The sequence below is a fragment of the Chryseobacterium endophyticum genome (assembly GCF_056333165.1).
The window spans coordinates 583757-609045 of sequence record NZ_JBWGXE010000001.1 but is presented as its reverse complement, the minus strand read 5'-3'; the positions used below and the strand labels follow the sequence as shown (position 1 = coordinate 609045).

Genomic DNA, 25289 nt, shown 5'->3' with positions numbered 1-25289 from the left:
CCGATAAATATGAAAAAACCTGACAAATCGGGGACTGTCAGGTTTTGGTTATGTTATTTTAAAGATAATCAGAGTTGTGTCGGACTTTCAGGTGCCTGAATATCACTTTCTTCTTCTTTATCTTTAATAATGATTTCTTCACTCGGCTCTTTTGCCGTCGGAATGGTATTGGTAACCGGCTTTTCCGTTAATTCCGGATCCCATGCTCTTTTACCGAATACTTCTTCAAGATCTTCTCTGAAGATTACTTCCTTTTCCAGAAGCTTGTTGGCAAGCGCGTCCAGTTTATCCTTATTTTCGGTAAGAATCTGAACAGCTCTGTCATACTGAGTCTCGATAATTCCTTTGATTTCGATATCGATTTTTTTGGCTGTTTCTTCAGAATATGGCTTACCAAAGCTATATTCGGACTGGCCTGAGCTGTCATAATAAGAGATATTACCGATATTAGGGCTTAATCCGTAGATGGTAACCATTGCCTGAGCTCTTTTCGTCACGCTTTCAAGGTCAGAAAGTGCTCCTGTGGAAATGTTATTGAAGATCACCTGTTCCGCAGCTCTACCTCCTAGTGTGGCACACATTTCATCCAGCATTTGCTCAGTGGTGGTTAGCTGTCTCTCTTCCGGAAGATACCATGCAGCTCCTAAAGAACGACCTCTCGGAACAATGGTTACCTTTAAAAGAGGCGATGCATGCTCTACCAGCCAGGAGATCGTTGCATGTCCTGCTTCGTGGTATGCTACTCTTTTCTTTTCAGAAGGTTTAATGGCCTTATTTTTCTTTTCAAGACCTCCGATAATACGGTCTACCGCATCAAGGAAATCCTGCTTTGTTACGGAAGTATGATTGTTTCTTGCCGCGATAAGGGCCGCTTCGTTACAAACATTCGCAATATCCGCCCCGCTGAAGCCAGGCGTCTGTTTTGCCAGAAACTCGCGGTCTACATTATCATCAAGCTTGATTTTCTTTAAATGCACATCAAAAATCTGTCTTCTTTCGTGCAATTCCGGAAGATCTACAAAGATGGAACGGTCAAAACGTCCGGCTCTCATTAAAGCTTTATCCAGGATATCCGCTCTGTTGGTTGCCGCCATCACGATCACGTTGGTATCGGTTCCGAAACCATCCATCTCTGTAAGAAGCTGGTTCAGGGTATTTTCTCTTTCGTCGTTTCCTCCGGAGAAATTATTTTTCCCTCTTGCGCGTCCTATGGCGTCGATCTCATCAATGAAGATAATTGCCGGAGATTTGGCTTTGGCCTGGGCAAAAAGGTCTCTCACCCTTGAAGCTCCCACTCCCACGAACATCTCTACGAAATCCGAACCTGACAATGAGAAGAAAGGCACCTTAGCTTCACCTGCTACAGCTTTCGCCAGTAACGTTTTACCGGTTCCCGGAGGTCCTACCAAAAGGACACCTTTAGGGATTTTACCTCCAAGTTTCGTATATTTTTCAGAGTTTTTAAGGAAATCAACAACTTCCTGCACCTCTTCTTTTGCACCTTCCAAACCGGCAACATCTTTGAATGTCACCTGGATTCTTTCCTTTTCGTCGAAAAGTTTGGCTTTAGACTTTCCGATTGAGAAAATCTGTCCTCCGGGACCGCCTCCGCTTCCCATTTTTCTGAAAAGAAGGAAATAAAATAATCCCAGAATTGCAATCCAGATCAATGCCTGAATAAGAATGCTCATGAGCGGGCTTTCCCCTTCTGCGTAGTCTTTAGATGTTGTAATCTGTGGATTTTGCTGTTTAAGGGCATCAAATTTCTCGAGAAATAGTCTCAGGTCTCCGTATTTAAGCGTATAGTCTGCTTTGGGAGCCATGGAAAGGGCAGAAAAAGGGTTAGCCTTATCATCTTTTTTTACGGTAGCTGTCTTAGCAGCCTGTGTTAAAAACACGTCAGCCTTCTGGGCCTGTTTATCGATTAAAACCCGCTGGATTTTCCCTGCCTGCATCTCTTTAAAGAAACCATCCTCATCAATAGATTTTGCATTGTTATCCCCTAAAAAATTGGGAATAAAGAATAACAAAAGAGCTATGATCGCAATCGGAAAAAACCAGTTAAATCCTTTATTGTTCATTTATACTTTTTAAAATTTAATATTAATTTTCGATTCTGGTAATGACAGCATCTCCCCAGAGTTCCTCTATATCGTAATATTCACGGGTCTGTTTCTGGAAAATATGCACCACCACAGAAACGTAGTCTACCAAAACCCACATTGCATTCTCGGTACCTTCTACATGCCAAGGCCTGTCTTTAAGATCGTTTCTTACTTTTTTCTCTACACTTCCTGCCAACGCAGAAACCTGCGTATTTGAGTTTCCACTACAAATTACAAAAGTTTCCGCTACTGAATTTTCAATATTAGAAAGATCAAAGATCATGATATCTTCTCCTTTTACATCCTGAATAGCTTCTACAATTTTATCTATTAGCGCTTGTTTTTCTACTGTTTTGTTCATTAAAAAATACTATAATCTGCAAATTTATTGTTTTTCTTTCACTTTAGCCTTACTTTTAGCCCCTTAAAGTCTTAAAGTTTTCTTAAATGAGTCATCTGTTCTACATAAAAGAATGCTCTTCTACTAATGACGAAATTTCAAAGTTTTTACTTTATGAAAATTCTGATTTTGTAGCACTTCATACATTTAATCAAACCGGAGGCAGGGGTCAGTATGGAAATACGTGGTCGTCAACTGCTGAAAAAAATTTAGCTTATACCCTTGCGGTGAAAACGGAAAATTTTTCATTGTCAGATTTCCTGTTCAATTATTATACCGCAATCATCATCAGTGATTTCCTTGCCAATTTGACTGGAAACACCGTAAAAATAAAGTGGCCCAACGATATTATCCTTAAAAATAAAAAAATAGTCGGAATTCTGATCGAAAAAAAAAAAATTAATCAAAATAATTATTTCATCATCGGGGCAGGATTTAATATTCTGCAGGAAAAATTTGATGAGATATCAAACGCAGGATCTCTTCTATCGCAGACCGGCAAGTATTTTGACCTTAACGACTTCACTTCTGCCCTCCATGATTTTATGGTGGAAAGATTAAAGGGAATACCATCAGACCAGGAAATCCTGAATGATTTTAACAACCTTTTATTCAGGAAGAATCAGGTTTCCGTCTTTGAGCTGGATGGAAAGCGACAAAATGGCATCATTAAAAATGCTGACAGGAATGGAGAAATCCTGATTGAACTTGAAAACGACGGCTTAAAATCTTTTTATCACAAAGAAATAAAGCTGCTTTACTGATTGGCTCTTTTCAGATATAAAAATAAGGCAAGCGGTGAAAATACGAGATTCGGAAACCACATCGCCAATGCCGGAGACATGCTTTTATTTTCTGAAACGACTTTCAAAGCTTCGAATGAGAATACAAAGACAAATGCCAGTGAGATTCCTAAAGCTAAATTGATCCCTAATCCTCCCCGTTTTTTCTGTGAAGAAAGGGAAAGCGCCAGAAACGTAAGAATCACGATGGAAACAGGCATTGAAGTACGCTGATAAAGCTCATTCAAATGCGCGTTGAGGTTACTGTTTCCTTTTTCGGTTTCTCTTTTGATGAATTTCAGAAGTTCGGGCGTTGTTTTGTTCTGCCCTAACAGTTCGTTGGGGAAAAGCTCATCAGGATCATGACCAAAGCTTTTCTTAAGATCAAAACCGTTCGCCAACTTTTCGGTATCATCTTTATTAATTGTTTTTTCGGTGTAAGAATTCAGGACAAAAAGTTTTTTATCCTTATCCCAGAAAGCATCTGAAGCTTTAAGCTCGTAGATCATTTTCCTGTTTTTATCAAACTTCTGATAAACAAAACCGGAACCTCTTTTTTCTCTTTTGTTCCATGAATTAATAAAAATATATTCCGTTTTGCTGAGCTGTGCAGAGACAGGAGCTGTTCCCAATACCTTTTCTTTATTGGCGGCATTGTAAGTATAAGCTTCCAGCTGGTTTTTCTGAATATTCGCCCAAGGCAGGACAAAATGGTTGATCCCCAAAGAGATTACAGCAATAAAAAGAGAGGTCACCAAATAAGGCCTCGCAAACCGGTGAAAGCTGGCTCCACTACTGATAATAGCTACAATTTCCGTATTATTTGCCATCCGGGAAGTGAAATAAATCACGGAGATAAAAACCAGGATGGATAAAAAAGTCATCACCAGATTGACGATCCAGAAGGGATAGAAATGGACAAGAAAATACGTGACATTAAGTTTAGGATCAATGGCTGTCGCATTTTCAATTCTGGGAATTTTCTGCTGAACATCGATTACCAGTACCACTATAGACAACAATATCAGCATGAAACTGAACGTTCCAAGGTATTTTTTAATAATATATCGGTCTATAATTTTCAGCATTATTCTATTTTTTTTAATGCGTTTCTTATTTTTTTAACCTTTAAACCTGTTTTAAAGTCTTTGTCTTAAAACCGGCACTACAGAATTTTTCCATTGGTAAAAGTCTCCTGCCATGATATGCTCCCGTGCAACTTTCACAAGATCCAGATAAAATGCTAAGTTATGAATTGAAGCGATTTGTTTGGCAAGATATTCTTTAGAAACAAATAAATGCCTTACATAAGCTTTTGAATACTCCCTATCTACGAAACTTGTTCCAAACTCATCCAGCGGAGAAAAGTCTTTTTTCCACTTTTCATTTTTCATGTTCATGACCCCTTTCCAGGTAAACAGCATAGCATTTCTGGCATTTCTGGTCGGCATTACACAATCCATCATATCTATTCCCAGACCGATAGATTCCAAAATATTCCATGGTGTTCCTACGCCCATCAGGTATCGTGGTTTTTCTTTAGGCAAAATATCGGTTACCTCATCGGTGATCCGGTACATTTCTTCTTCCGGCTCTCCGACAGAAAGCCCTCCGATCGCATTTCCTTCCGCTCCTGCTTCGGCAATTACTTCTGCAGAAATTTTTCTTAAATCAGAATAGGTAGACCCTTGTACAATCGGAAAAAATGTTTGTTTGTGGCCGTATAGCTCAGGATTATTTTCATTCCAATCCATACATCTCTTTAGCCAGCGATGGGTCATTTCCATGGAAGATTTTACCTGATTGTAATCGCAAGGGTACGCCACACATTCGTCAAAAGCCATAAAAATATCGGCTCCGATCTGACGCTGGATTTCCATTGATTTTTCAGGCGTAAACAGATGAACGCTGCCGTCTATGTGAGATTTGAATTTTACACCTTCCTCGGACATTTTTCTTGTTCCTGAAAGCGAAAAGACCTGAAAGCCTCCCGAATCCGTAAGAATAGGAAGATCCCAGTTCATGAATTTATGCAATCCACCTGCTTCCTGCATGGTTTCCATCCCCGGGCGAAGGTAGAGGTGGTAGGTATTTCCCAGAATAATCTGGGCTTTGATATCTTCTTTTAATTCCCTCTGATGAACGGTTTTTACACTTGCCACCGTTCCTACAGGCATAAAGATGGGCGTCTGGATCTTACCATGATCTGTGGTAAGCTCTCCTGCCCTGGCCTTTCCTTCAGAAGTTTTTTCTATATTAAAAAATTTTTGCATCTCTATTATCTCGATAAAACAGGGGGATTTTGAGGATTCCCTGTATTATTTTTTTTATCCTTTACATATTTCTCCGCTTTCGGATCTTTCTTTAAAAGTATTTTCTGAGCATCTTCCGTAATGGCGCTCATCTTTTCTTTCACGATATAATACTTGAAACTCTGAACATAGTCATCGGATTTTATACCATGGGTTTTCAGGACATACCTCGTTCCTTCTTCAAGGTTTGAATTCGGGTACATGACAGTCGCCTGATCATTAATAGAAAGATCAGCCATAATCTCGGCCATTTTATCCTCCGGAATAAGATTTTTAGGCTTATCAATAGCGTCGCCACAGGAAAGCATGCTCATCAGGACAAAAATGAATACCAATTTTTTCATAATCTGTTAATGATAGATTTCCATTTTAAATTTAAAACGCCAAAAACCGCTTCATGAATAATTCCGCCATTCATTTTGCTTTCCCCCAGGATCCTGTTGGTAAAAATGATCGGTACTTCCACAATTTTGAATCCTTTTTTAAAGGCTCTGAATTTCATTTCGATCTGAAATCCGTACCCTTTCAGCTTCACATTATCCAGACCGATTTCTTCCAGCACTTTTCTGGAAAAGCAGACAAAACCTGCCGTTGTATCATGAATTGGCAGTCCAAGGACAAACCTTACATATTTCGAAGCGAAATAAGAAAGCAACACTCTTCCCATAGGCCAGTTGACCACATTTACACCTTTCGAGTATCTTGAACCGATGGCCATATCAGCTTTTAGACAAGCTTCATAAAGTTTCGGCAAATCATTCGGGTTGTGCGAAAAATCGGCATCCATTTCAAAAATATAATCATAATTATTTTCGATAGCCCATTTAAATCCGTGAATGTAAGCCTTTCCCAGACCGTCTTTTACTCTTCTGACAGACAGATGCAGGAAATGCGGATTTTTTCTTTGAAGATCCATTACCAGCTCCGCTGTTCCATCGGGAGAAGAGTCGTCCACAACCAAAATATGAAAGTCATCCTCCAATGCAAAAACCGCGGAAATAATATTTTCAATATTTTCCTTTTCGTTATACGTGGGAATGATGACGAGTTTTTTCATTTCAGTTTGCAAAGATAGTTTATTTAACCTTTTTATTTTATACAAAATAATCTATAATTTTGCAAAAAATAGTCGCTTGCCGTTATCACAACATTTTATAAATCACATAAGGACGCCTGAAAACAACGATTGGGTAATCTTTATATTATTGGGGTGTATCTTTTTATACCTTTTTATGATGAACATCATTGAGAGAGAGGCGAATCTGAGAGATTTTCTGGTTCAGAAATACTTTGACGCCAGTAATAATCTCCCGAGCTGGGTGATTACCTCTTGCGTGACGGCTCTTACGCTATCCGTTCTCATCTCACAGTACATTCCCACAGTGCCGAAATACATTGCCGATCTTCATATTCTGGGATACCAGCTGAATAAATTTGGATTTTGTCTAATTTCCGTGGTTCTTTTTTACATGATAAAGTCGGGATTAGGGTTTCTCTTTTTCCAAAGTACAGGAGATGGAAAAAAATGGACTGTTTTTTATTTCACGGCCACAAAATTTTACTTTATCCTTTCTTTTTTGTTAATCATTTTATGTGTAACCCACTATTATTTCCCGGTCGACAGAAATAAAATCTTTTTGTATTATGTCGGTTTTTTCTCTTTTGTATTCATTTTCAAGGTTTTTTTCTATTTATTTCACAAGAACAACATCTTACCTGAAAAATGGTATTATAAATTTTTGTATATTTGCACCCTCCAAATCGCACCTCTTTTGTTGCTTTGGAAAGTATTATTTTTTTAATATCTGTCAATGATGAGAATAAAGTCTATATTGGTTTCTCAACCAGCGCCAAGTGAGTCGTCTCCGTACCTGGATATCGCAAAGAAGGAAAAGATAAAAATAGATTTCCGCCCTTTCATCCATGTCGAGGGAGTTGACAATAAAGAACTGAGAACACAGAAGATCGATCTTACGCAATATACCGGAATTATTTTCACGAGTAAAAATGCGATTGATCATTACTTCAGATTAGCGGAAGAGCTGCGTTTTGCGGTTCCTGACACGATGAGATACATCTGCCAGTCGGAAGCGATCGCCAATTATCTTCAGAAGCATATCGTGTACAGAAAAAGAAAGATCAGCTTCGGTGAAAAGAATTTCTCGGACCTTCTTCCTTTATTCAAAAAATTCCCGACAGAAAAATATTTACTGCCTTCATCGGACGTCTTGAGCCCGGATATCGTGAAAACAATGGAAGCCTCCAATGTAGACTGGAAAAGAGCCATCATGTACAGAACGGTTTGCAGTGATCTCACGGATATTAATGTAAAAGATTATGACATGCTGATCTTCTTCAGCCCGCAGGGAATAAAATCTTTACAGCAGAATTTCCCGGACTTTAAACAGGAAGAGACAAAAATCGGCGTTTTCGGAACCACGACACTTGCAGCGGCAGAAGAAGCCGGATTAAAAGTTGATCTTATGGCGCCTACAAAGGAAACTCCGTCTATGACAATGGCACTGGAAAAGTATATTAAAGCACTTCATAAGTAAGTTTTTACGATAAAATATAAATCAACCGTCTTTTCATAAAGGAAAGATGGTTTTTTTTTAACTAAATTTGAACAAGAATTAATATTGAATGGAAGCTCCAAAGGCAAAAAAAATAGAAAAAATACTTGAAACACACGGTGATAAAAGAATTGACCCTTATTTCTGGCTCAATGAAAGGGAAAATCCGGAGGTTATAAAATATCTTGAAGAAGAGAATGCTTATGCAGATTTCATAATGAAAGATACAGAACAGCTGCAGGAAGAACTTTTTGAGGAAATGAAGGCCCGCTATAAAAAGGATGACGAATCTTTACCCTATTTTTTTAACGGTTACTGGTACATCGTACGTTATGAGGAAGGAAAAGAATATCCTATTTTCTGTAGAAAAAAACTGAGTTTGGACAACGATGAAGAAATCATTCTCGATGTTAATATTCTGGCAGAAGGACAGGATTATTTTGAAGTCGGAAGCGTTGCCGTTGCACCGAATAATGAACTGGCCTCTTTTTCGTCGGACAATGTGAGCCGCAGAATCTACACCATCAATTTTAAAAATCTTACAACAGGAGAAATTCTCCCCGATAAAATTGAAAACACTACCGGAAAAGCAGTATGGGCAAATGACAACGAACATGTTTTTTACATCAGAAAAGATGAAAATTTAAGGGCCTTCCAGGTGTACAGACACAAACTTGGAACAGATGCTTCAGAAGATGTCCTGATTTTCCATGAAACGGATGACACTTTCGACGTTAATGTGTTTAAAACGAAATCTCTCGAATACATTTTCATTGCAAGCTCGAGTACTATTTCCGACGAGCACCGGTTTATTCCATCAGATAATGTTTTTGTGGACTGGACGATCATTCAGCCGAGAATAGACGACCTGGAATATTCCGTGGAACATTATGAAGACGAGTTTTACATCATTACCAATGCGGACGATGCTTTCAATTTTAAAATTGTAAAGACAAAAATCGACAACTGTGGTATGGAAAACTGGGTAGATGTCATTCCGCACCGGCCGGAAGTTTTGCTGGAAGGTTTCGAGATCTTCAAAAACTATCTGGTTCTGGAAGAAAGAGAACAGGGATTGCTGCAGATTAAAATCATTGACGAAAAAACACAGGAGTCACATTACCTGCCGTTTTCGGATCCTACCTATACCGCCTATATCGGTGTTAATCTCGAGTTCGACACGGAAGTTCTGCGTTATGGATATACTTCTTTAACACAGCCAAGTTCGACCTATGAGTATAATATGAAGGAGAAAACCACCGTACTCCTGAAACAGCAGGAAGTATTGGGCGGAAAATTTTTCGCGGAAAACTATATTTCGGAGAGAATCTGGGCTGATTCCCGGGATGGGAAAACAAAAATTCCTATTTCCCTCGTATATCGTAAAGACGCCAAAAAATCTGCTGACACACCATTGCTTTTGTACGGTTACGGAAGCTACGGACATACGGTAGATGCCAGTTTTTCAAATGTAAGACTATCCATCCTGGACAGAGGCTTTGTTTATGCCATTGCGCACATCAGAGGTGGCGAATACCTCGGACGGGAATGGTATGAAGAAGGAAAAATGCTGTTTAAGAAAAATACATTCTTTGATTTTATCGATGCCGGAAAATTTTTAATTAAAGAAAATTACACTTCCTCAAAACACCTTTACGCTATGGGCGGAAGTGCGGGAGGACTACTGGTAGGCGCCGTGATGAATTACGAACCGACTCTGTTTAATGGTATTGTTGCACAGGTTCCTTTTGTAGACGTGGTAACGACCATGCTGGACGAAACCATCCCGTTAACCACCGGAGAATACGACGAATGGGGAAATCCGAACGATGAGGAGTATTACCATTATATGAAAGAATATTCGCCCTACGACAATGTGGAAGCGAAAAATTACCCGAATATACTGATTACCACCGGCTTGCACGATTCCCAGGTTCAGTATTGGGAGCCCGCAAAATGGACTGCCAAATTAAGGGAATTGAAAACGGATAACAATCTTCTGGTTTTCAAAACAGACATGAGCGCAGGCCACGGCGGAGCAAGCGGAAGATTTGAGTCGTTAAAAGAAGACGCGCTGGAATATGCATTTCTTCTGAAGATCGATAAAAGATAAATGATTATTGATAAGGTTCTGATCCATTGAAAGAGCAAGATCAAAAGGTAGTTATAATTTAACCACAAAAGGCACAAAAGACAATTGTATTTATGAACGAAACGGAATACTGGCAGAAAGTAGAACAATTTTTCATTGAAAATTTTGACACGGAAAAAAATGCGCCGATTGAAACCTATCTTTTCCTGATAGGGCTTCAGGAACTGGGCAGCGGACAGCAGAAATACACAAAAGATGATAAGGTAAATCTCATTCACATCGCCGTATGCCGGCTGCTGGAACCTTTCGGATATTATAAATTTTCGCATTACGACGATGATGGTTATCCGCATTTTGAACAACTGGAAGAACTCCCTGAGCTGAAACCCAATGAGCAACAGCTCCTGATGAAGAAGGCGATCATTCAGTATTTCCAGGATGAGGAACTGATCTGAAAATTTGATTTTTCAGACTTTTAAATAAAAAAAGTGGAGCGTGATGATGGCCGGATCACTAAGAAAAACCATCCATCTTACAATAGTCCGATTTATTTAGAATGAAAATAGGAATATTTACTGAAATTTAGTTTTTCAATGAACTCGTCTGAAAATGACTCCTTTTTTATTTTGACAGGGTAACTTTAGCGTTTTTGATGTCAACGAGTAGAGTGTATGCCGCAGAATCTGATGGCTTGACGCTTATCTTCAATGTCTTTGAATCTTTAAGCCTCACAGAAGTGCTGTCGTAAATGTTATCCAGGCAGCTTTCAGTCGGATAGTCTTCATAATTTTTAAAATTCCAGTCATTGGTGAAATACAGTACACGATATCCTTTTTCACCTTCGCTGGCCCCGCATCTTCCACAATAATTGAAATTGGAGGGTTCTTCATAATAGAGCAGAACTCGGTTTCCTGATGTTCCGGAAGTGTAGGAGATTAACTGGTTGCCACCGGCTTTATTGATGAAGTCATAGGTATCTATCCTTTTGGCACCCGGAACAGTAATATAATCATTGAAGCGGTAAATTCTGGTATCTCTGGTGTTTAGCCTGATCGGCAGGCTTTTATTGGCCATCGAGAAAGTTCCTGTTGCTTCTTTGTCCGTATCCTGACCTGAAATGCTGATGATTTCTTTTGCGTTTAGCTTTTTGGCAATGCTGTCGGATTTTTCAATAAGATCGCGTGTCATGGTGTCTTTAAAAAGTTTTGCCGCCCTTTTCTGCTCATTCCCGAAATTGAAAAGATAAAGATCTCCAAGATTATAAACCCCCGTCAGCGGAATTTTCTTTTTGTATTTATCATAGTAATACCAGCCGTCTAAAAAATGCTGGTACTGATGGCAATCAATAATATTGTCGTAATTAAGTTGTAAGGTAACAGGAATTCCGTCAATTTCACCTCTGAAAACCTGAAATGAATCGGTTACTTTTTTAAGTTCCACTTTTTGGGCAAAGAAAAATGAAATGTTCAGGACAAGCAGAAAGGCAAATGTTTTTTTCATGGTCGATTTATTTAAAGAAAAAAATGAGCAATGGTATAAATGATCAGTCCTACCAAGCCGCCAACCAATGTTCCGTTTACCCGGATGAACTGAAGGTCTTTCCCTACCTCAAGCTCCAGTTTTTCACTAAGCTCTTTTCCCTGCCAGTTTCCAACGGTGGAGCTGATGAGGTTTCCGAACTGATGGGTATTTTTAAGGATATATTTGTAAGCCGTCACCCGCACCCAATCGTCAATTTTTTTCTGCAGGCTTTCATCAGTTTTTAGATTTTCCGAAAATTCATTTAAATTTTTTGAAAGATAATTTTTTAAGGAAGAATCCTCTTCATGTAATTCGTTTTTCAGCGTATTTTTAATAGAAATCCAGATGTCATTGAAATATTCTTTCAGCTTATCACCTTTTAAAAGATCATTTTTAATATTTTTAAATTCTTCTTCCCATTTCGGATCTTCTTTAAGATCAATAGAAAACTCATGGATTTTTTGAGTAATCAACCCTCTGATCTCGTGCCTTAGATCTTCCTCAATTTCCCGGAAAAAATCTGATAATCCCGTAGCGATCTTATCCGCAATTTTATTGTCTACAAAAGAAGGAATAAAAGTATAACTTCCCTTTTTTACGCGTTCTTTAATCATTTCATCGTTCTCCAGGATGTAGTTTTTGATCTGTGATGAGAGGTTGGTCACGATTCTCTGATGGTCATTTTTCTCGATAATATAGCTGATTCCGTTTCCTACAATTTTGTTAAGCTTAATATCGTCGGTCATTTCCTGAACCTTTTTGCTGATGAACTGGCTCACTGCAGCATCATCAAGTTTATTTAAAATATCAAGAACAATATCCGATAGATTTTTAATCAGGATTTGCTGGCTTTTCTCTTTCCCCAGCCATTCGCCGACGAAACCTGAAATTTTCAGCTTCTGGATGTAAGGCCGGATGTTTCCGGGAGACAGGAAATTATCCACCACAAAACTTCCCAGATTGTCACCAAGTCGTTGCTTGCTGTTTTCAATCAGGTTGGTATGCGGAATAGGCAATCCCAGCGGGTGGCGAAACAGTGCGGTGACGGCAAACCAGTCTGCCAGAGCACCCACCATGGCCGCTTCTGAAAATGCGCGGACGTAGCCTACCCAATGGGAGTCTACCGTTTTCTGAAGAAGCGTTGTTCCTATAAAAATGACCGCCATCAGAAGGAACAACCCCGTGGCAAATGCTTTATACTTTCTCAGCTGTTTTCTTTTGGCCTCATCATTCATACGCTCAAATTTTGTACATTTGGTTATGATGTTATAAAATTCACAGTCAACATAAGATTTATGAAATTTAATACTTTTATTTCAAAAGATCTCAATCCTTGTGTTTGACGTGATTCATTTAAAATAAATTTCATGGAAAACGAAGCAAAAAACAATCCATACTACTCCAGAACAGACAAGACGCCATTGAATATTTCTAATGATGAATGGAAAAAAATACTTTCTCCTGATCTTTATGCTGTTGCAAGAGAAGCGGCTACCGAAAGGGCTTTTACCGGGAAATACAATGAGTTCGACGAATTGGGAGAATATTACTGTGCCGTTTGTGGGAACCATCTGTTCCGTTCCGATTCCAAATTTTCAAGCAGCTGCGGCTGGCCGAGTTTCTTTGAAGCGGATAAAGATGGCGTTTATTATAAAAGAGATTTGGCTTATGGGATGGATAGGGTAGAAGTCCTGTGCAAAAGGTGCGATTCTCATCTTGGGCATGTTTTTGATGACGGACCAAAACCTACCGGGCTAAGGTACTGCATGAATTCAGTAAGCCTGGAATTCGTGCCTGATACGCCGTTTTAAGTTGTTTTTATTCACAAAATCAGGAAGTTAAAGTTTCTTAAATTTGAGTTAAACTTGTGGAGTTATTCTTTCAGATATCTATGTTTTTATACATTTGCTGACTCAATTGGATTAACATAATATTTGAATGAAAGGATTTTATAGCTTATTAAGTATTGTTTACATGGTAACGACTTCATTCTACCTGTCGCCGGAAAAAGGGGCAGCCAAGAACGAAATCAGTACAAAAAAGAGTGAAAAAGTAACGGTTACAAAACCTGAAACAGCCACAGAAAAAACAGTATCATCCTCAGAAGAGTTATACAAGTCTATCGCATTTGAACAAGGACATGAGCTTAACGAAGAAGTTTTCTTCAAAGCCTTAACTGGTTTTGAGAATTTGAAGAAAGCTGGTTTGCTTAATCAGGATTCGCATCTGCTTACGGTATGCGATTTTTCCATGTCTTCGAATACGAAAAGACTCTGGGTAATTGATATGAACGAGAGAAAAGTACTGTTCAATTCACTGGTAGCACACGGTAAAAACACCGGAGAAGAGTTTGCAACGAATTTTTCAAATACCGAAAGCTCGCTTCAGAGCAGTTTAGGTTTTTATATTACGGATGCGACGTACAACGGGGACAACGGATATTCCCTGAAATTACTGGGAATGGATAAAGGATTTAATGATGCTGCTTACAGAAGGGCCATTGTGATGCACGGCGCAGATTATGTAAGTGACGAATTTGCCGCTATGCATAAAAGAATCGGACGAAGCTGGGGATGCCCTGCCGTACCGAGAGACCTTACCCAGCCGATCATTAATACCATAAAAGGGAGAAATCTTCTTTTTATTTACTACCCCGATCAGAATTATTTGTCTAAATCGGAATGGTTAAAAACATCCGTTTAAAATGAACGAAGATCCAGGCTTTATTGTTGCCGTAAGATTACTGAACAATCCCGACGGAAGTTGTACTTTCGAAACGGGAAGAATTCCTGTTCTGAAAGATATTGTGACGACCTCTTTCCGGTTCAGCAATACAACGGAAGAATGGGAAAAATCTGAACATCCTGCTCCAAGGAAACAATTTGTCGTTACCCTGCAAGGAAAGATCAGATTTAAAGTGAGCGACGGATCAACATTTGTCATACAGCCCGGAATTATTCTTTTAGCTGAAGATGTGGAAGGAAAAGGACATAGCTGGGAGCTGGAAGAAGGAGAAAAATGGGAAAGACTTTACATGCCGGTTGCCGATAATGGTGAGAGTTTTTTTATTCCGGACCCTAAGTAGAATTATTTTTTAATTGATTATAAAAGCAGTCATTTTCTGATTGCTTTTTTCATTTAAAATTAATCAAGATATTCATTCATTTTATTTTTTGCTTCCTCAAGATTGCCGCTGATTCTCGCGATTATTTTACCATTTTTGTCGACTATAAAATGCATTGGATATGAAGTTGCATTCACTTTTTTCTGAAAATCTTTATTAATGTCAAAAAAGTTGAGCCACGTGGCGTTGTTTTTTTTCAGGATATTCTTGGCCTGTTCCATTCGTTCCGGCGTTCTTTCATCGGTAATGGTGATGAAATTTACATTTTTATCCTTTAGTTCGTTATATAATTTTACAATTTCAGGCATTCCTTTTATACAGGGAGCACAGCTTGTTGACCAGTAGTCAATAAACGTAAGTTTATATTTTTTAAAATCTTCTGAAGTCAGTTTATTCCGGCCGTCAAAATTAATTTCAGGAATTTTATTTCCAATACCGGTCGACTTTTCAGCTTCCAGACGGATTTTAATATTTCTGAAGAGTTTATTTTGCTTGAATTTTTCTGAAAATAAATTCATATTCTTCAGATAATCGGGATGATAATTGTAAAGCATATAATCATTGACAATTTCCCACAACGCCGCATAGGAATTAGGATTCTTTTTGATGTATTGTGCAAGAAGCAGCTGCTTTTTGTCAAGATTAATAAGGCTGTCTGCTTTATTAAAATTGTCAGATTTTACATACACTTCTTCCAATGATTTCTGTAAGATCTTGTAATCCTTATTGGTTGGCGTTTCTACAATGATTTCTGTGTTGTTTATACTTTCAGGCAAATGGATCTTATATTTTCCTTTTTCCAGGAAAAAAGTTTTTGTCCAGTAACCGGATTGTTTTTTCTTATCAAAATAAATAAAAGCAACAGGTTGCGGATATTCAATATAGCCATTAATATGATTTTCTTTTTGAATTTTCAAGAGATACATTGAATAGTCTGCACCGATGTTTTCCCCGAAATTAATAATATTCACGTTCGGTTGTAATGTAAAACTATAAAGATTTCCAAAAGCCTTTTTCATCAACGGCGCACCAAGCATTAAACTGTCATTAAGGTAAGAATCTGAGGTAAGGCTGATTTCAAAATTCTTTTGAGAATAGATTAAATTAGAAATAAACAGAAAAACAGATAACAGCTTTTTCATAAAAAGAATATGTTTAATTGAGGCTAACTTACAAAAAACTTCAATACATAAAAAATCCCTGCTTTTAAAAATTACAGGGAATAAAATTTGAAATTATTAAGATGATCGGCAACTAAGAAAACTTCTTGAAAACCAGCGTCGCATTATGTCCTCCGAAACCGAAAGCATTGCTTAATGCAAAGTTGATGCTCTTTTCTTTGGCCTCACCAAACACGATGTTGAGATCTTTAGGAATGTTTTCATCAATTCTGTGAAGATTAATCGTTGGCGGGATAATCCCTGTTTCAACTGCCTTGATTGAAAGTATGGCTTCAGCAGCTCCGGCCGCTCCAAGCAGATGCCCTGTCATGGATTTCGTAGCACTGATGTCCAGCTTTTTATTTCCTTTAAACAATTTATTGATTCCGTTAAGCTCCACCAGGTCGCCCATCGGTGTTGAAGTAGCGTGGGGATTGATGTAGTCAATATCTTCTACATTTGCCCCTGCTTCCTTAAGCGCGAGCTGCATCGCTTTTATGGCGCCGATCCCGTCCGGATGTGGCGCGGTCATGTGATAGGCGTCTGCCGTCATGGCTGCACCTGCCAGCTCCGCATAAATTTTCGCCCCTCTTGCCCTGGCGTGTTCATACTCCTCCAGAATCAGGGCTCCGGCACCTTCTCCCATGACAAATCCGTCTCTGTCTGCATCATACGGCCGGCTTGCAGTAGCAAAATCGTCATTTCTTGTAGACATGGCTTTCATGATCGAGAATCCTCCTATTGATGCGGGCGTAATGGCAGCTTCAGATCCTCCGCTTACAATGACTTTTGCTTTTCCGAGCCTGATATAATTGAAAGCATCCATCAAAGCAGTATTTCCCGTAGCACATGCTGAAATGGTCGTATAATTGATTCCCTGGAGTCCGAATTTCATGGAGATCATCCCCGAAGCCATATTGGCAATAAATTTAGGAACAAAGAAAGGGTTAAACCTCGGTGTTCCGTCTCCTTTCGTGAACTCCATCACTTCGCTTTCGAAAGTCCACATTCCGCCCTGACCGGTTCCCCAGATCACGCCGGTATCAAAAGGATCCATATTTTCCAGTTCGAGTCCTGAATCTTTCAGTGCTTCTGCTGCAGAATACATGGCGTATTGTGAAAAAAGATCACTTCTTTTTATTTCATTGTGCGTCAAATGAGTTTTGGGCTCAAAATTTTTCACTTCGCAGGCAAAATGCACTTTGAATTTTTCCGAATCGAAATGGGTAATTTTATTGGCTCCGCTTATTCCATTAATGCTGTTTTCCCAGAATTCTCCGACATTGTTTCCCAAAGGTGTTACTGCGCCGAGACCTGTAATGACCACTCTTTTCATAGGTAGTATTTATCTTTTTTGTTGTATCATCGTTTGTTTTAAGATAAGGCGATGATTTTAATTATTGATTTTAAATAAATTGGAGGTTCCTCTTGCAACGATGCGTGTTTTATCCGCATTCCAGATTTCACACTGGGCATTTACAAACTGTTTGCCTCTCTTTATGATTTTGGTTTCTGCTACAATAATATCATTTTCTGCGGCAGTAGAAAAATAATCGATAACATTATTGATGGTCGTGATAAAAGATTTTTCATTCAAAGAAAACATGGTGGCTCCAATGATATCGTCGATAATAGCCGCGGTAATTCCACCATGGAGGCTTCCGGCCGGATTCAGCCATTCGTGGCGTACGGTATATTGGAATTCAAGACGGCCTTCTTCTGCTGAAAGCACAATAGGATTCAGCCACTGCATGAAAGGCGATGGCGACGATGTAAATTCCTTCCCGATGAATCTCTTTAATTGTTCCAGTCTGTCCATTTTACTATTTTTCTAAGATCATTGTTACGCCTTGTCCGCGGGCGGCACATATGGAAATAAATCCTTTTCCGCTTCCTTTTTCGTTAAGGAGTTTTGCCAATGTTGCAATGATTCTTCCGCCTGTAGCTGCGAAAGGGTGAGCGGCAGCAAGACTTCCTCCTTTTACATTTAATTTGTCCCTGTCTATTTTTCCCAATGCTTTTTCCAACCCGAATTTTTTAGCTAAATCATCATTTTCCCAGATTTTAAGGGTGGCCAAAACCTGCGCGGCAAAGGCTTCATGTATTTCATAATAATCAAAATCTTCCAGGTGCATACCGGCTTTTTTCAGCATTCTGTCGGCTGCAAAAACAGGTGCCAGCAACAGGTTCTGTTTATTTTCGACATATTCGATGCCGGCAACTTCCGAAAAGGTGATGTAAGCCAGTATGGGTAAATTATTTTCCTTTGCCCAATCTTCACTGGCCAGCAGCACTGCAGAGGCGCCATCAGTAAAAGGGGTCGAATTTCCGGCCGTAAGTGTCCCGTTTTGTTTGTCGAAAGCAGGTTTTAATGATGCTAATTTTTCTAAACTTGTATCGCGGCGGAGATTATTATCTTTCTCAAGACCAAAAGCCGGCGTTATCATATCATCGAAAAACCCTTCATCATAGGCTTTTGCCATATTCTGATGACTCTTAAACGCCAGTTCATCCTGCTCCTCTCGGGAGATTTTATAATATTTTGCCGTGATTTCAGTATGCCCACCCATAACAAGTCCTGTTTTGGGTTCCTGACCTTTGTAGGGGATCGGCATCCAGTCTTTCAGTTTTGGATTTAATAACTGCTTTATTTTTCCAAAGGCCGACTTTTCTTTATTGGCTTTCAGCAAAGCTTTCCTAAGATTCAGAGAGGTTTCGAAAGGGATGTTGCTCATGGCTTCCACACCGCAGGCAATACCGCTTTCTATTTGTCCCAGTGCAATTTTATTCCCGATGTAAATGGCTGCTTCAATACCTGTGTCACAGGCTTGCTGAAGATCGCAGGCAGGCGTTGCAGGATCCAGGGATGTTTCCATCACGCATTCCCTGATGAGATTACTCTCGGAAATGTGTTTAATGACGGCGCCTCCGGCAACTTCACCCAAAAGCTTGCCTTGGAGGTGGTACTGGTTGATAAGGCCGTCGAGAGCGGAAGTAAGCAGGTCCTGGTTGCTTTTTTCGGAATAAGCAGTGTTTATCCTGGCAAATGGGATCCTGTTGTATCCTACGATGGCCACTTTTTTTGTTTCCATGTTGTAAATTTTATGATGTATGGATGTTCAGTTCTTTATCAATAATGGCAAGAATTCTGCCTAATGCCTGATTTAAAAATTTCGGTTCCCCGGTAGTCTTCGACAATAAAATTCCGCCTTCAATCATCATGACGAACAGGGAAGCGTATTCTTCAGCATCAGCATTTTCATTCAATTCTCCGTTTTTTTGTCCTTGTGTAATGACTTCTGAGATTTTGAGGATCCATTCTTTAAAAGATTGAGTAACTTGTTTCTTCAGATCCGGGAAAGTGTCATCGGCTTCCGTGGCTGCATTCATCAGAGGGCAGCCGCCATTTGAAAAGACCACCTCCCAGTTTTTCCTGTAAAATGCGACAAAGGCCTGCAGTTTATCTTTGGTTGAAGGGAATTCTTCGCTGAAAGACCGCGACATGCTTTTTTTCAGTAAATGAGAATTGTATTTATAAACTTCAAGGGCAACCGCATCTTTATTCTCAAAATTCCCGTAGATGCTGCCTTTTGTGAGGCCTGTCGCACCTGTAATGTCTGATACGGTCGTTGAGATATACCCTTTTGTATTAAATAAAGAGGCTGTTTTCTCAATGATGAATTGCTTCGTCTTTTCTGCTTTTGACATTTTCCGTTTAAATAATACTGCAAATATACATAAAATACCAATCGGTATATTTTATTCTTTATTTATTTTAATGCTTCTTGAGATGGGTTTAGCCTGAAAGCGCTTTAAATAAGAAAAACGGACTTAAGGCCCGTTTTATCAATAATTTTGTCGTCGATTTTATTAAGGAGATAGTTGATAATCTGCTGTAATAAAATATTATAGCCAAAAATTCTTAGCTTTCCAAAGTAGCGTTCAATGTGATTTCAAAGTTAAATGCGGCACTTACCGGGCAACCTTCCTCTGCAATTTTAGCATACTTCTGAAACTCTTCTTCTGAAATTCCTGGAACTTTCGCCGTTAAGGTCAGCTCTGATTTTGTAATTTTTCCTACACTGGGATCAAGGGTAATAACAGAAGTGGTCTTCAACTCTTCAGGAGTGAATCCTGCCTGTGAAAGCTCTGCGCTCAATTTCATGGTAAAACATCCTGCGTGTGCAGCGGCAAGTAATTCTTCAGGATTGGTTCCTACTCCGTCTGCAAAACGGCTGTTGAATGAATATTGGGTTTCGTTCAGCGTGGTGCTTTGTGTTGTTAAATGTCCCTTTCCTTCTTTAATGTTCCCGTTCCAGACGGCTGTTGCGTTACGTCTCATAATACTTTAATTTTTTTGTTAATATTTTATTTTGATGTTACAAAGATATATCAGATATTATTCCAAATAAATACATAAAATCACTTAAATGCTGTACTTTTTTCCCGTCATATAATTTTTCTTAAATCCCGCTGGGGTGCTTCCTGTCTTGTGGGTAAAAAGACGGTTGAAATAAGCCGGGTCTTCATATCCTAAATCATAGGCTATTTCTTTAACGGTTTTATCGGTATAGATCAGCAGTCTTTTGGCTTCTAGCAGAATCCTGCTGATGATCATCTGATTGGGAGATTCAAGCTGCAGGCTTTTAAATTTATGTGTTAAAGTTTTAGGAGCCAGATGAAGAAAGTCGGCGTAATCTGAAACATTATGCTTTTCTCTGAAATGAATCTCAAGATGCCTGCTGAAATCCCTGAAAAGATCAATTTCGCTGTTGGTGATCTTTATTTCATCACGATGCAGATTCTGTGTTTTCCATATTCTGGTCGCCCGGATGATGATCTGTTTTACATAGGTGCGGATCATTTCTTCAGCGGAAGAATCTTTTGCTTCGAGTTCTTCTTTAATGCTTTGAAATAAATATTTAACCACGGAATCACTGCTTTTATCCAATTCAATGTAAGGAATCTCAAAAACATTGTGAAAAAGCAGCCCGTCGCAGGCAACTTCTTTGTCATGGATCTGAATGCAGTAAAAATCCCGGTTGTAATAAACCAGTGTTGCTGTTCCTTTTGCTTTTGTAATTTTTAAATGCTGATTGGTCAGGAAAAAAAGGCAAGGTCTTGCCGTTTTAAAAGTATTAAAGTCTACCGAAATTTCATACCCGGCAGGAATGTATAGTATTTTAATGTCGAAACGGAACTTATTTTCGTTGAAAGCTTCGGGATGACTTTCAGAAATACTTTCAATACCGAGTTTTTTATACTGGTCTTCAAAAATAAGAGGTTGCGGCATTGATTTTAGTTTATGATAAATATACGAAAAAGCATGGTTCCGGAAAATAGGATTTGGGAAACCATGCTGAATATTTATGATGTTGCATTAATTTAATTCTTTCAGTTTTACCTGTTTTTCGATTTCAGGACGCCAATCTTTTTGGGTCGCCATCATATCACGTATCTTTTCCTGAAAATAGATTTGATACCATATTTCTTTTTTAAAATCAGATATGCTGCTAAATATTTTTTCAGAATGGATCATCAGTTTCAGCATAAAATCTTTACTGGCTTCACGATGGCGGTTAATAATCTGACTCAATAAAACATCAGATATATTAACATCATTTGCAAATTCGGTTCTTCTGGAATACAGGGTATCAATATATGCTTCCAGAAATCCGGTAAAACTATCCCGCGCATCATCAGTTTCTGCCTTGATATAGTTTTCCATTCTTAATTTCAACTGTGCAAGCCTGGCCTGCGTAATTTGTTCTTTAGACAAATTTTTCATCCTTTTCAAACGGGCTTCCATTAAGGCAACGGAATCAGATTCCCGTTCTTTGTTGTTTTGATATCTTGAATCGACACCAAATTCAGCATTTTCATTACTATTTTCTTTGAGAGTCGCTTTCATATTCTTTAATTAAATTTAATATTTCCGGTACTTCGAGGCTAAGGGTCGCGCCTGTAATGTTCATTTTATATTTATCCATGTAATGTTTGTAAATTTCAGTCTTGGGTTTAAGGGAAATACAGGCCATTTCTGCAAATTCCGATACGGCAATCTTAGAAACAAAACAAATCAGATTTCCTGCAATTCTGTCAAACTTCTTGCCTTTTCCCTTGTTCTCTTCTGAAACGGTAAGCAGCCTGATATGTATCCTCCATTCTTCAGGAATGATTTCGAACGAAATAAGTCCCAGAATATCATTATCACCTTTAATAACCAGTTTGTAGATGTACTGATCTTTTTCTTCTTTCCAATTAAAAAAATATCTTGTCTTCGTTAATGATTTGTAGTCGGATTTTTCCAGCGGTAAAACTTCTATCGGATAATTTTCGCCTGTTGAAATTTCTACAATCTTCATAAAATAAAGGTATGAAAAGTTTCCAAAATATGCAAACTAATTGTTTGCTGTTTTTTATTTTGGTAAAGTCAATATGGAAAAAGCATGGCTTCATTTCCGAAGCCATGCTTAATTTTTATAAGTAAATTAAATTTCAGATCAGAACGTTACATCAAATCCGACATAAAAATTGGCTTTCATAACCGGGTCATAAACCATTCCTCCATCAAAATAATTTCCAAAAGGATTCTTTACATCGATAATAGCATTTTTCTGGTAATACGATGTTAAATTCTCACCACCAAGATATGCCCTGATCTTACTGTTGAAATTTCTGGAAACCTGTGCATTCAAAACAGCATAAGACGGCGAATATGAAGGCATCTGAAACTCTTCAGGGTTTGCAGAAGTATCCGGAATTCTCTGCTTTCCGACCATATTCAGGGTGGTGTCGAAGCTCCAGAAGCCACCTTTATTGTTTTTATTGGTAGCATACGCCAGGTTTACAAAACCACGATGCCTGGCCATGAAAGGAACCGGTCGTCTTCCGCCCAGGTAGTCGGTCTGTACATCATAATATTTATAAGCCAGCCTAACGTCAAAATTTTTAAAAGGTGTGATGTCCCATTGGGTCTGGAAGGAGTTGGCAAAAGATTTTCCTTCAAGATTATAGAAAGTAAGTTGCTGAGGCGAGCGGTCCAGGTCTACCATTACCTGATCCTGAAAATCCGTTCTGAAAAAATCAGCGACAATAGTAGATTTTCTTCCGAAGAGTTTGAACTCCTGTTGCAGACTTGCTCCGTAATTCCAGGCGATTTCCGGTCTTAATCCGTAAATATTTCCTCCATTCTGAAGAATCTGAATATTCCTGTTGGAAGCAAAATACTGCTGACTTTCGGCAAAAACATTGGCTGTTCTAAAACCTCTTCCTGCAGAAAGCCTAAGAATGGTCTTAGGGGTAATGTCATATTTAAAATTTAATCTCGGCGTAAACTGGGTACCTGCCAGATTATGAAAGTCAACTCTTGCACCTGCGACTAAAGTGTATTTTAAGCCTGTTAAAGTATATTCTGCAAAAGCTCCCGGAACAATTTCGTTTCTTTTAAAGTTTTCGGTTAAATAATTTTCGTCGTAACCGTCATACATGAAACTCGCTCCGGCTTTATATTTATGATTTGTATTTCCTAGAATGCTCTCAAATATTAAATTTGAATAATACGTTTGCTGCTTTCCGGAGTAATTTCTGAGACCGAAGAAACTGTCCTGCTGATGAAACGTATACTGGTTCATCCAGCCAAGGCTCTGATAAGGTTTTCCTTTGAAAACATATCCGGTTTTGTTCCATACCTGAAATCGCGAAATGTCTATTCCTACTCCGTACAGAGATTGCTGATTCTGCGAACTTTTTTTATCAAAACCGATCTGGCCGGCAGTTCTTTCATCTTTAATAAAATTGATCCCGAAATGCGACCCAAATCCTGATTTTTCAAGGTCGTTATAATTCAGCAGGTAGGCTGCGTTCAGCTGGGTTCCTTTCGGCCTGTCCAGGAAACCGTCTTTATTCATGTCGGTATCTCCAAAAGTTCCGTTGCCGTGAAGAAGGAAAGTCTGCGACCATTTGTTATCGATTTTAGAAACGCTGGTGATATTGGCTTCTGTTCTTCCATTGAAGTCTGCAAAAAGATTCAGGGAAGTTTCAGGTTTTTCAGCATTTTTTAACAATTCAGTATTGATCTGTCCTGTAATGCTTTCATAGCCGTTTGTCACCGTACTTCCGCCTTTGGTAAGCTGGATGCTTTCAATCCATCGTCCGGGAATAAAACTCAGTCCGTACGCTGAAGCCAGGCCTCTTACTTCAGGAAGTAATTCTTTGGTGAGGCTCGTGTATTTCTGGTCTAAACCCAGCATTTTGAGTTGTTTGGTTCCCGTAACGGCGTTGCTGAAGGAAACATCTACCGTTGCATTCGTTTCAAAGCTTTCGGATAAATTGCAGCAGGCTGCTTTCAGCAATTCTTTCCGGTCAATATTGAACATCAATCCGGCTTCTTTTTTATTAAGTGAAGTGGAGGCTTTCCCTCCGGTCAGTGTTACGCCTTCTATGGTTTTTTCACTGTGGTCCGCCGTATTGGATGGCACGTGTCCTGTATGTTCCTGAATTTCATTTTCTTCTGCGTGAACTTTAGGATTTGTTTCCCCAAAAGGAATATCCCTGTCGTACAAACAGCAGGAAGGAAGATTTTTATAGGTGCTGTCGCTGGATTTATACTTCTCGTTGTCATGTCCTGCATCGGCAATTTTCTTTAAAATTTTGTCCGATGAGGTTTTCTGAGGATTAAAATTCAGTATCACGGTTTGTCGTTCAGCATCCCATTCTGCAAAGTCTGCGCCTGCATCTTTTGCGGCCTTTTCGATTCTGGCTTTACAGGATTCACAGTTTCCCTTCACATAAAACTCGTTTTCCTTTTTTGAATGAGCATGATGTTCCTGATCGGTAGCCAGCTGATCTCTTTCATAATGGCAACATGCAGGCAGAGCATTGTAATCAGCTTCTGAGGCTTTAAATTTTTCATTGTCATGTCCTGCCTGGGCAACTTCTCTGAGAATGTTATCTGTAGAAACGCCATCTTTGGTCTCTAATGTTAAAGTCTGTGAATCAACAGAATATGTCGCTTCTTTTGCGCCTGCTTTTTTTGCAGTGGTTTCAATCCGTTCTTTACACAAATTGCAGTTTCCTTTTACTTTAAACTGATTTTGAGATAAATTCTGAGCCCATATAAAGGGTGTAAATAATAAGAATATACCAAGAATAATCCTGGAAATATATGATTTCATGTTGTTTAAAAATTAGATTAATAAATTAAATGTAGCAGTATAGC

The 25289-nt window shown here is 38.9% G+C and carries 26 protein-coding genes; 8 read left to right on the top strand and 18 right to left on the bottom strand.

Annotated elements, in window-relative coordinates:
• Nucleotides 1-68: 68 nt before the first annotated feature.
• On the bottom strand, nucleotides 69-2081 hold the full coding sequence (ftsH, locus tag AC0N32_RS02930) for an ATP-dependent zinc metalloprotease FtsH (protein ID WP_476392374.1): 2013 nt from the start codon (nucleotides 2079-2081) through the stop codon (nucleotides 69-71).
• Nucleotides 2082-2103: 22 nt separating this feature from the next.
• Nucleotides 2104-2466, bottom strand: a complete 363-nt coding sequence (gene rsfS / locus AC0N32_RS02925; RefSeq protein ID WP_476392373.1) for a ribosome silencing factor — start codon at nucleotides 2464-2466, stop codon at nucleotides 2104-2106.
• An 86-nt stretch (nucleotides 2467-2552) separates the two neighbouring features.
• Here rsfS and AC0N32_RS02920 point away from each other — a divergent pair, with 86 nt between their 5' ends.
• Nucleotides 2553-3269, top strand: a complete 717-nt coding sequence (locus tag AC0N32_RS02920; protein ID WP_476392372.1) for a biotin--[acetyl-CoA-carboxylase] ligase — start codon at nucleotides 2553-2555, stop codon at nucleotides 3267-3269.
• Here the strand turns inward: AC0N32_RS02920 and AC0N32_RS02915 are convergent.
• Genes AC0N32_RS02915 through AC0N32_RS02900 form a run of 4 tightly spaced genes read right to left on the bottom strand, consistent with a single transcriptional unit; the run spans nucleotide 3263 to nucleotide 6656 of the window.
• Nucleotides 3263-4372 (bottom strand): LptF/LptG family permease, encoded by a 1110-nt coding sequence (locus AC0N32_RS02915; protein WP_476392663.1) that lies wholly within the window; start codon nucleotides 4370-4372, stop codon nucleotides 3263-3265. The genes AC0N32_RS02920 and AC0N32_RS02915 overlap by 7 nt on opposite strands.
• Nucleotides 4373-4426: 54 nt before the next feature.
• A complete protein-coding gene (tgt, locus tag AC0N32_RS02910; RefSeq protein ID WP_476392371.1) occupies nucleotides 4427-5560 on the bottom strand; it encodes a tRNA guanosine(34) transglycosylase Tgt in 1134 nt (377 codons plus the stop codon).
• Nucleotides 5561-5565: 5 nt separating this feature from the next.
• Nucleotides 5566-5943: a DUF4296 domain-containing protein gene (locus AC0N32_RS02905; protein WP_476392370.1), complete on the bottom strand. Its 378-nt coding sequence runs from the start codon at nucleotides 5941-5943 to the stop codon at nucleotides 5566-5568.
• Nucleotides 5940-6656: a polyprenol monophosphomannose synthase gene (locus tag AC0N32_RS02900; RefSeq protein ID WP_476392369.1), complete on the bottom strand. Its 717-nt coding sequence runs from the start codon at nucleotides 6654-6656 to the stop codon at nucleotides 5940-5942. The genes AC0N32_RS02905 and AC0N32_RS02900 overlap by 4 nt, the downstream gene beginning before the upstream one ends.
• 76 nt (nucleotides 6657-6732) lie before the next feature.
• Here AC0N32_RS02900 and AC0N32_RS02895 point away from each other — a divergent pair, with 76 nt between their 5' ends.
• The 4 genes from AC0N32_RS02895 to AC0N32_RS02880 all read left to right on the top strand — a co-directional run bounded on the left by AC0N32_RS02895 (nucleotide 6733) and on the right by AC0N32_RS02880 (nucleotide 10719).
• Nucleotides 6733-7401 carry a DUF4271 domain-containing protein gene (locus AC0N32_RS02895; RefSeq protein ID WP_476392368.1) on the top strand — a complete coding sequence of 223 codons (669 nt, stop codon included), beginning with the start codon at nucleotides 6733-6735 and terminating at the stop codon, nucleotides 7399-7401.
• Between the two features lie 12 nt (nucleotides 7402-7413).
• Nucleotides 7414-8154 carry a uroporphyrinogen-III synthase gene (locus tag AC0N32_RS02890; protein ID WP_090000012.1) on the top strand — a complete coding sequence of 247 codons (741 nt, stop codon included), beginning with the start codon at nucleotides 7414-7416 and terminating at the stop codon, nucleotides 8152-8154.
• 88 nt (nucleotides 8155-8242) lie between these two features.
• Complete coding sequence (locus AC0N32_RS02885; RefSeq protein ID WP_476392367.1) at nucleotides 8243-10285, top strand: S9 family peptidase; 2043 nt, start codon at nucleotides 8243-8245, stop codon at nucleotides 10283-10285.
• A gap of 92 nt (nucleotides 10286-10377) precedes the next feature.
• Nucleotides 10378-10719 (top strand): hypothetical protein, encoded by a 342-nt coding sequence (locus AC0N32_RS02880; RefSeq protein ID WP_476392366.1) that lies wholly within the window; start codon nucleotides 10378-10380, stop codon nucleotides 10717-10719.
• Between the two features lie 166 nt (nucleotides 10720-10885).
• On the opposite strand, the gene AC0N32_RS02875 is transcribed toward AC0N32_RS02880, so the two are convergent.
• Both AC0N32_RS02875 and AC0N32_RS02870 read right to left on the bottom strand, forming a co-directional pair.
• Entirely contained in the window at nucleotides 10886-11764 is an 879-nt protein-coding gene (locus AC0N32_RS02875; RefSeq protein WP_476392365.1) for a hypothetical protein, read from the bottom strand.
• Between the two features lie 11 nt (nucleotides 11765-11775).
• A complete protein-coding gene (locus AC0N32_RS02870; RefSeq protein ID WP_476392364.1) occupies nucleotides 11776-13020 on the bottom strand; it encodes a DUF445 domain-containing protein in 1245 nt (414 codons plus the stop codon).
• Nucleotides 13021-13152: 132 nt separating this feature from the next.
• Here AC0N32_RS02870 and msrB point away from each other — a divergent pair, with 132 nt between their 5' ends.
• The 3 genes from msrB to AC0N32_RS02855 all read left to right on the top strand — a co-directional run bounded on the left by msrB (nucleotide 13153) and on the right by AC0N32_RS02855 (nucleotide 14870).
• The gene (gene msrB / locus AC0N32_RS02865; RefSeq protein WP_476392363.1) at nucleotides 13153-13596 is read left to right on the top strand and encodes a peptide-methionine (R)-S-oxide reductase MsrB; all 444 of its coding nucleotides are present in this window, start codon (nucleotides 13153-13155) and stop codon (nucleotides 13594-13596) included.
• Nucleotides 13597-13723: 127 nt separating this feature from the next.
• On the top strand, nucleotides 13724-14488 hold the full coding sequence (locus AC0N32_RS02860) for a murein L,D-transpeptidase catalytic domain family protein (protein WP_476392362.1): 765 nt from the start codon (nucleotides 13724-13726) through the stop codon (nucleotides 14486-14488).
• A gap of 1 nt (nucleotide 14489) precedes the next feature.
• Complete coding sequence (locus tag AC0N32_RS02855; RefSeq protein ID WP_476392361.1) at nucleotides 14490-14870, top strand: cupin domain-containing protein; 381 nt, start codon at nucleotides 14490-14492, stop codon at nucleotides 14868-14870.
• Between the two features lie 59 nt (nucleotides 14871-14929).
• Here the strand turns inward: AC0N32_RS02855 and AC0N32_RS02850 are convergent, their stop codons facing one another.
• The 10 genes from AC0N32_RS02850 to AC0N32_RS02805 form a co-directional block, all read right to left on the bottom strand.
• On the bottom strand, nucleotides 14930-16051 hold the full coding sequence (locus AC0N32_RS02850) for a redoxin family protein (protein ID WP_476392360.1): 1122 nt from the start codon (nucleotides 16049-16051) through the stop codon (nucleotides 14930-14932).
• A gap of 112 nt (nucleotides 16052-16163) precedes the next feature.
• Nucleotides 16164-17405, bottom strand: a complete 1242-nt coding sequence (fabF, locus tag AC0N32_RS02845; protein WP_476392359.1) for a beta-ketoacyl-ACP synthase II — start codon at nucleotides 17403-17405, stop codon at nucleotides 16164-16166.
• Nucleotides 17406-17462: 57 nt separating this feature from the next.
• A complete protein-coding gene (locus AC0N32_RS02840; protein WP_476392358.1) occupies nucleotides 17463-17888 on the bottom strand; it encodes a PaaI family thioesterase in 426 nt (141 codons plus the stop codon).
• Nucleotides 17889-17892: 4 nt separating this feature from the next.
• Nucleotides 17893-19161, bottom strand: a complete 1269-nt coding sequence (locus AC0N32_RS02835; protein ID WP_476392357.1) for an acetyl-CoA C-acetyltransferase — start codon at nucleotides 19159-19161, stop codon at nucleotides 17893-17895.
• 10 nt (nucleotides 19162-19171) lie between these two features.
• Entirely contained in the window at nucleotides 19172-19777 is a 606-nt protein-coding gene (locus AC0N32_RS02830) for a TetR/AcrR family transcriptional regulator (protein ID WP_476392356.1), read from the bottom strand.
• Between the two features lie 214 nt (nucleotides 19778-19991).
• Nucleotides 19992-20411: an OsmC family protein gene (locus tag AC0N32_RS02825; protein WP_476392355.1), complete on the bottom strand. Its 420-nt coding sequence runs from the start codon at nucleotides 20409-20411 to the stop codon at nucleotides 19992-19994.
• 84 nt (nucleotides 20412-20495) lie between these two features.
• A complete protein-coding gene (locus AC0N32_RS02820; RefSeq protein WP_476392354.1) occupies nucleotides 20496-21362 on the bottom strand; it encodes a helix-turn-helix domain-containing protein in 867 nt (288 codons plus the stop codon).
• A gap of 87 nt (nucleotides 21363-21449) precedes the next feature.
• Entirely contained in the window at nucleotides 21450-21980 is a 531-nt protein-coding gene (locus AC0N32_RS02815; protein WP_476392353.1) for a hypothetical protein, read from the bottom strand.
• Nucleotides 21955-22434 (bottom strand): N-acetyltransferase, encoded by a 480-nt coding sequence (locus AC0N32_RS02810; protein WP_476392352.1) that lies wholly within the window; start codon nucleotides 22432-22434, stop codon nucleotides 21955-21957. Before AC0N32_RS02810 ends, AC0N32_RS02815 begins: the two co-directional genes overlap by 26 nt.
• 138 nt (nucleotides 22435-22572) lie before the next feature.
• Nucleotides 22573-25245, bottom strand: a complete 2673-nt coding sequence (locus tag AC0N32_RS02805; RefSeq protein ID WP_476392351.1) for a TonB-dependent receptor domain-containing protein — start codon at nucleotides 25243-25245, stop codon at nucleotides 22573-22575.
• Between the last annotated feature and the right edge of the window lie 44 nt (nucleotides 25246-25289).

What these genes read in the sequence shown, in the direction of transcription:
- AC0N32_RS02870 (WP_476392364.1), bottom strand. Translation starts at nt 13,020, where the DNA reads ATGAATGATGAGGCCAAAAGAAAACAGCTGAGAAAGTATAAAGCATTT.
- AC0N32_RS02860 (WP_476392362.1), top strand. Translation starts at nt 13,724, where the DNA reads ATGAAAGGATTTTATAGCTTATTAAGTATTGTTTACATGGTAACGACT.
- fabF (WP_476392359.1), bottom strand. Translation starts at nt 17,405, where the DNA reads ATGAAAAGAGTGGTCATTACAGGTCTCGGCGCAGTAACACCTTTGGGA.
- AC0N32_RS02900 (WP_476392369.1), bottom strand. Translation starts at nt 6,656, where the DNA reads ATGAAAAAACTCGTCATCATTCCCACGTATAACGAAAAGGAAAATATT.
- AC0N32_RS02810 (WP_476392352.1), bottom strand. Translation starts at nt 22,434, where the DNA reads ATGAAGATTGTAGAAATTTCAACAGGCGAAAATTATCCGATAGAAGTT.
- AC0N32_RS02815 (WP_476392353.1), bottom strand. Translation starts at nt 21,980, where the DNA reads ATGAAAGCGACTCTCAAAGAAAATAGTAATGAAAATGCTGAATTTGGT.
- msrB (WP_476392363.1), top strand. Translation starts at nt 13,153, where the DNA reads ATGGAAAACGAAGCAAAAAACAATCCATACTACTCCAGAACAGACAAG.
- AC0N32_RS02830 (WP_476392356.1), bottom strand. Translation starts at nt 19,777, where the DNA reads ATGTCAAAAGCAGAAAAGACGAAGCAATTCATCATTGAGAAAACAGCC.
- ftsH (WP_476392374.1), bottom strand. Translation starts at nt 2,081, where the DNA reads ATGAACAATAAAGGATTTAACTGGTTTTTTCCGATTGCGATCATAGCT.
- AC0N32_RS02850 (WP_476392360.1), bottom strand. Translation starts at nt 16,051, where the DNA reads ATGAAAAAGCTGTTATCTGTTTTTCTGTTTATTTCTAATTTAATCTAT.
- AC0N32_RS02880 (WP_476392366.1), top strand. Translation starts at nt 10,378, where the DNA reads ATGAACGAAACGGAATACTGGCAGAAAGTAGAACAATTTTTCATTGAA.
- AC0N32_RS02855 (WP_476392361.1), top strand. Translation starts at nt 14,490, where the DNA reads ATGAACGAAGATCCAGGCTTTATTGTTGCCGTAAGATTACTGAACAAT.
- tgt (WP_476392371.1), bottom strand. Translation starts at nt 5,560, where the DNA reads ATGCAAAAATTTTTTAATATAGAAAAAACTTCTGAAGGAAAGGCCAGG.
- rsfS (WP_476392373.1), bottom strand. Translation starts at nt 2,466, where the DNA reads ATGAACAAAACAGTAGAAAAACAAGCGCTAATAGATAAAATTGTAGAA.
- AC0N32_RS02840 (WP_476392358.1), bottom strand. Translation starts at nt 17,888, where the DNA reads ATGGACAGACTGGAACAATTAAAGAGATTCATCGGGAAGGAATTTACA.
- AC0N32_RS02820 (WP_476392354.1), bottom strand. Translation starts at nt 21,362, where the DNA reads ATGCCGCAACCTCTTATTTTTGAAGACCAGTATAAAAAACTCGGTATT.
- AC0N32_RS02825 (WP_476392355.1), bottom strand. Translation starts at nt 20,411, where the DNA reads ATGAGACGTAACGCAACAGCCGTCTGGAACGGGAACATTAAAGAAGGA.
- AC0N32_RS02905 (WP_476392370.1), bottom strand. Translation starts at nt 5,943, where the DNA reads ATGAAAAAATTGGTATTCATTTTTGTCCTGATGAGCATGCTTTCCTGT.
- AC0N32_RS02875 (WP_476392365.1), bottom strand. Translation starts at nt 11,764, where the DNA reads ATGAAAAAAACATTTGCCTTTCTGCTTGTCCTGAACATTTCATTTTTC.
- AC0N32_RS02835 (WP_476392357.1), bottom strand. Translation starts at nt 19,161, where the DNA reads ATGGAAACAAAAAAAGTGGCCATCGTAGGATACAACAGGATCCCATTT.
- AC0N32_RS02920 (WP_476392372.1), top strand. Translation starts at nt 2,553, where the DNA reads ATGAGTCATCTGTTCTACATAAAAGAATGCTCTTCTACTAATGACGAA.
- AC0N32_RS02805 (WP_476392351.1), bottom strand. Translation starts at nt 25,245, where the DNA reads ATGAAATCATATATTTCCAGGATTATTCTTGGTATATTCTTATTATTT.
- AC0N32_RS02885 (WP_476392367.1), top strand. Translation starts at nt 8,243, where the DNA reads ATGGAAGCTCCAAAGGCAAAAAAAATAGAAAAAATACTTGAAACACAC.
- AC0N32_RS02890 (WP_090000012.1), top strand. Translation starts at nt 7,414, where the DNA reads ATGAGAATAAAGTCTATATTGGTTTCTCAACCAGCGCCAAGTGAGTCG.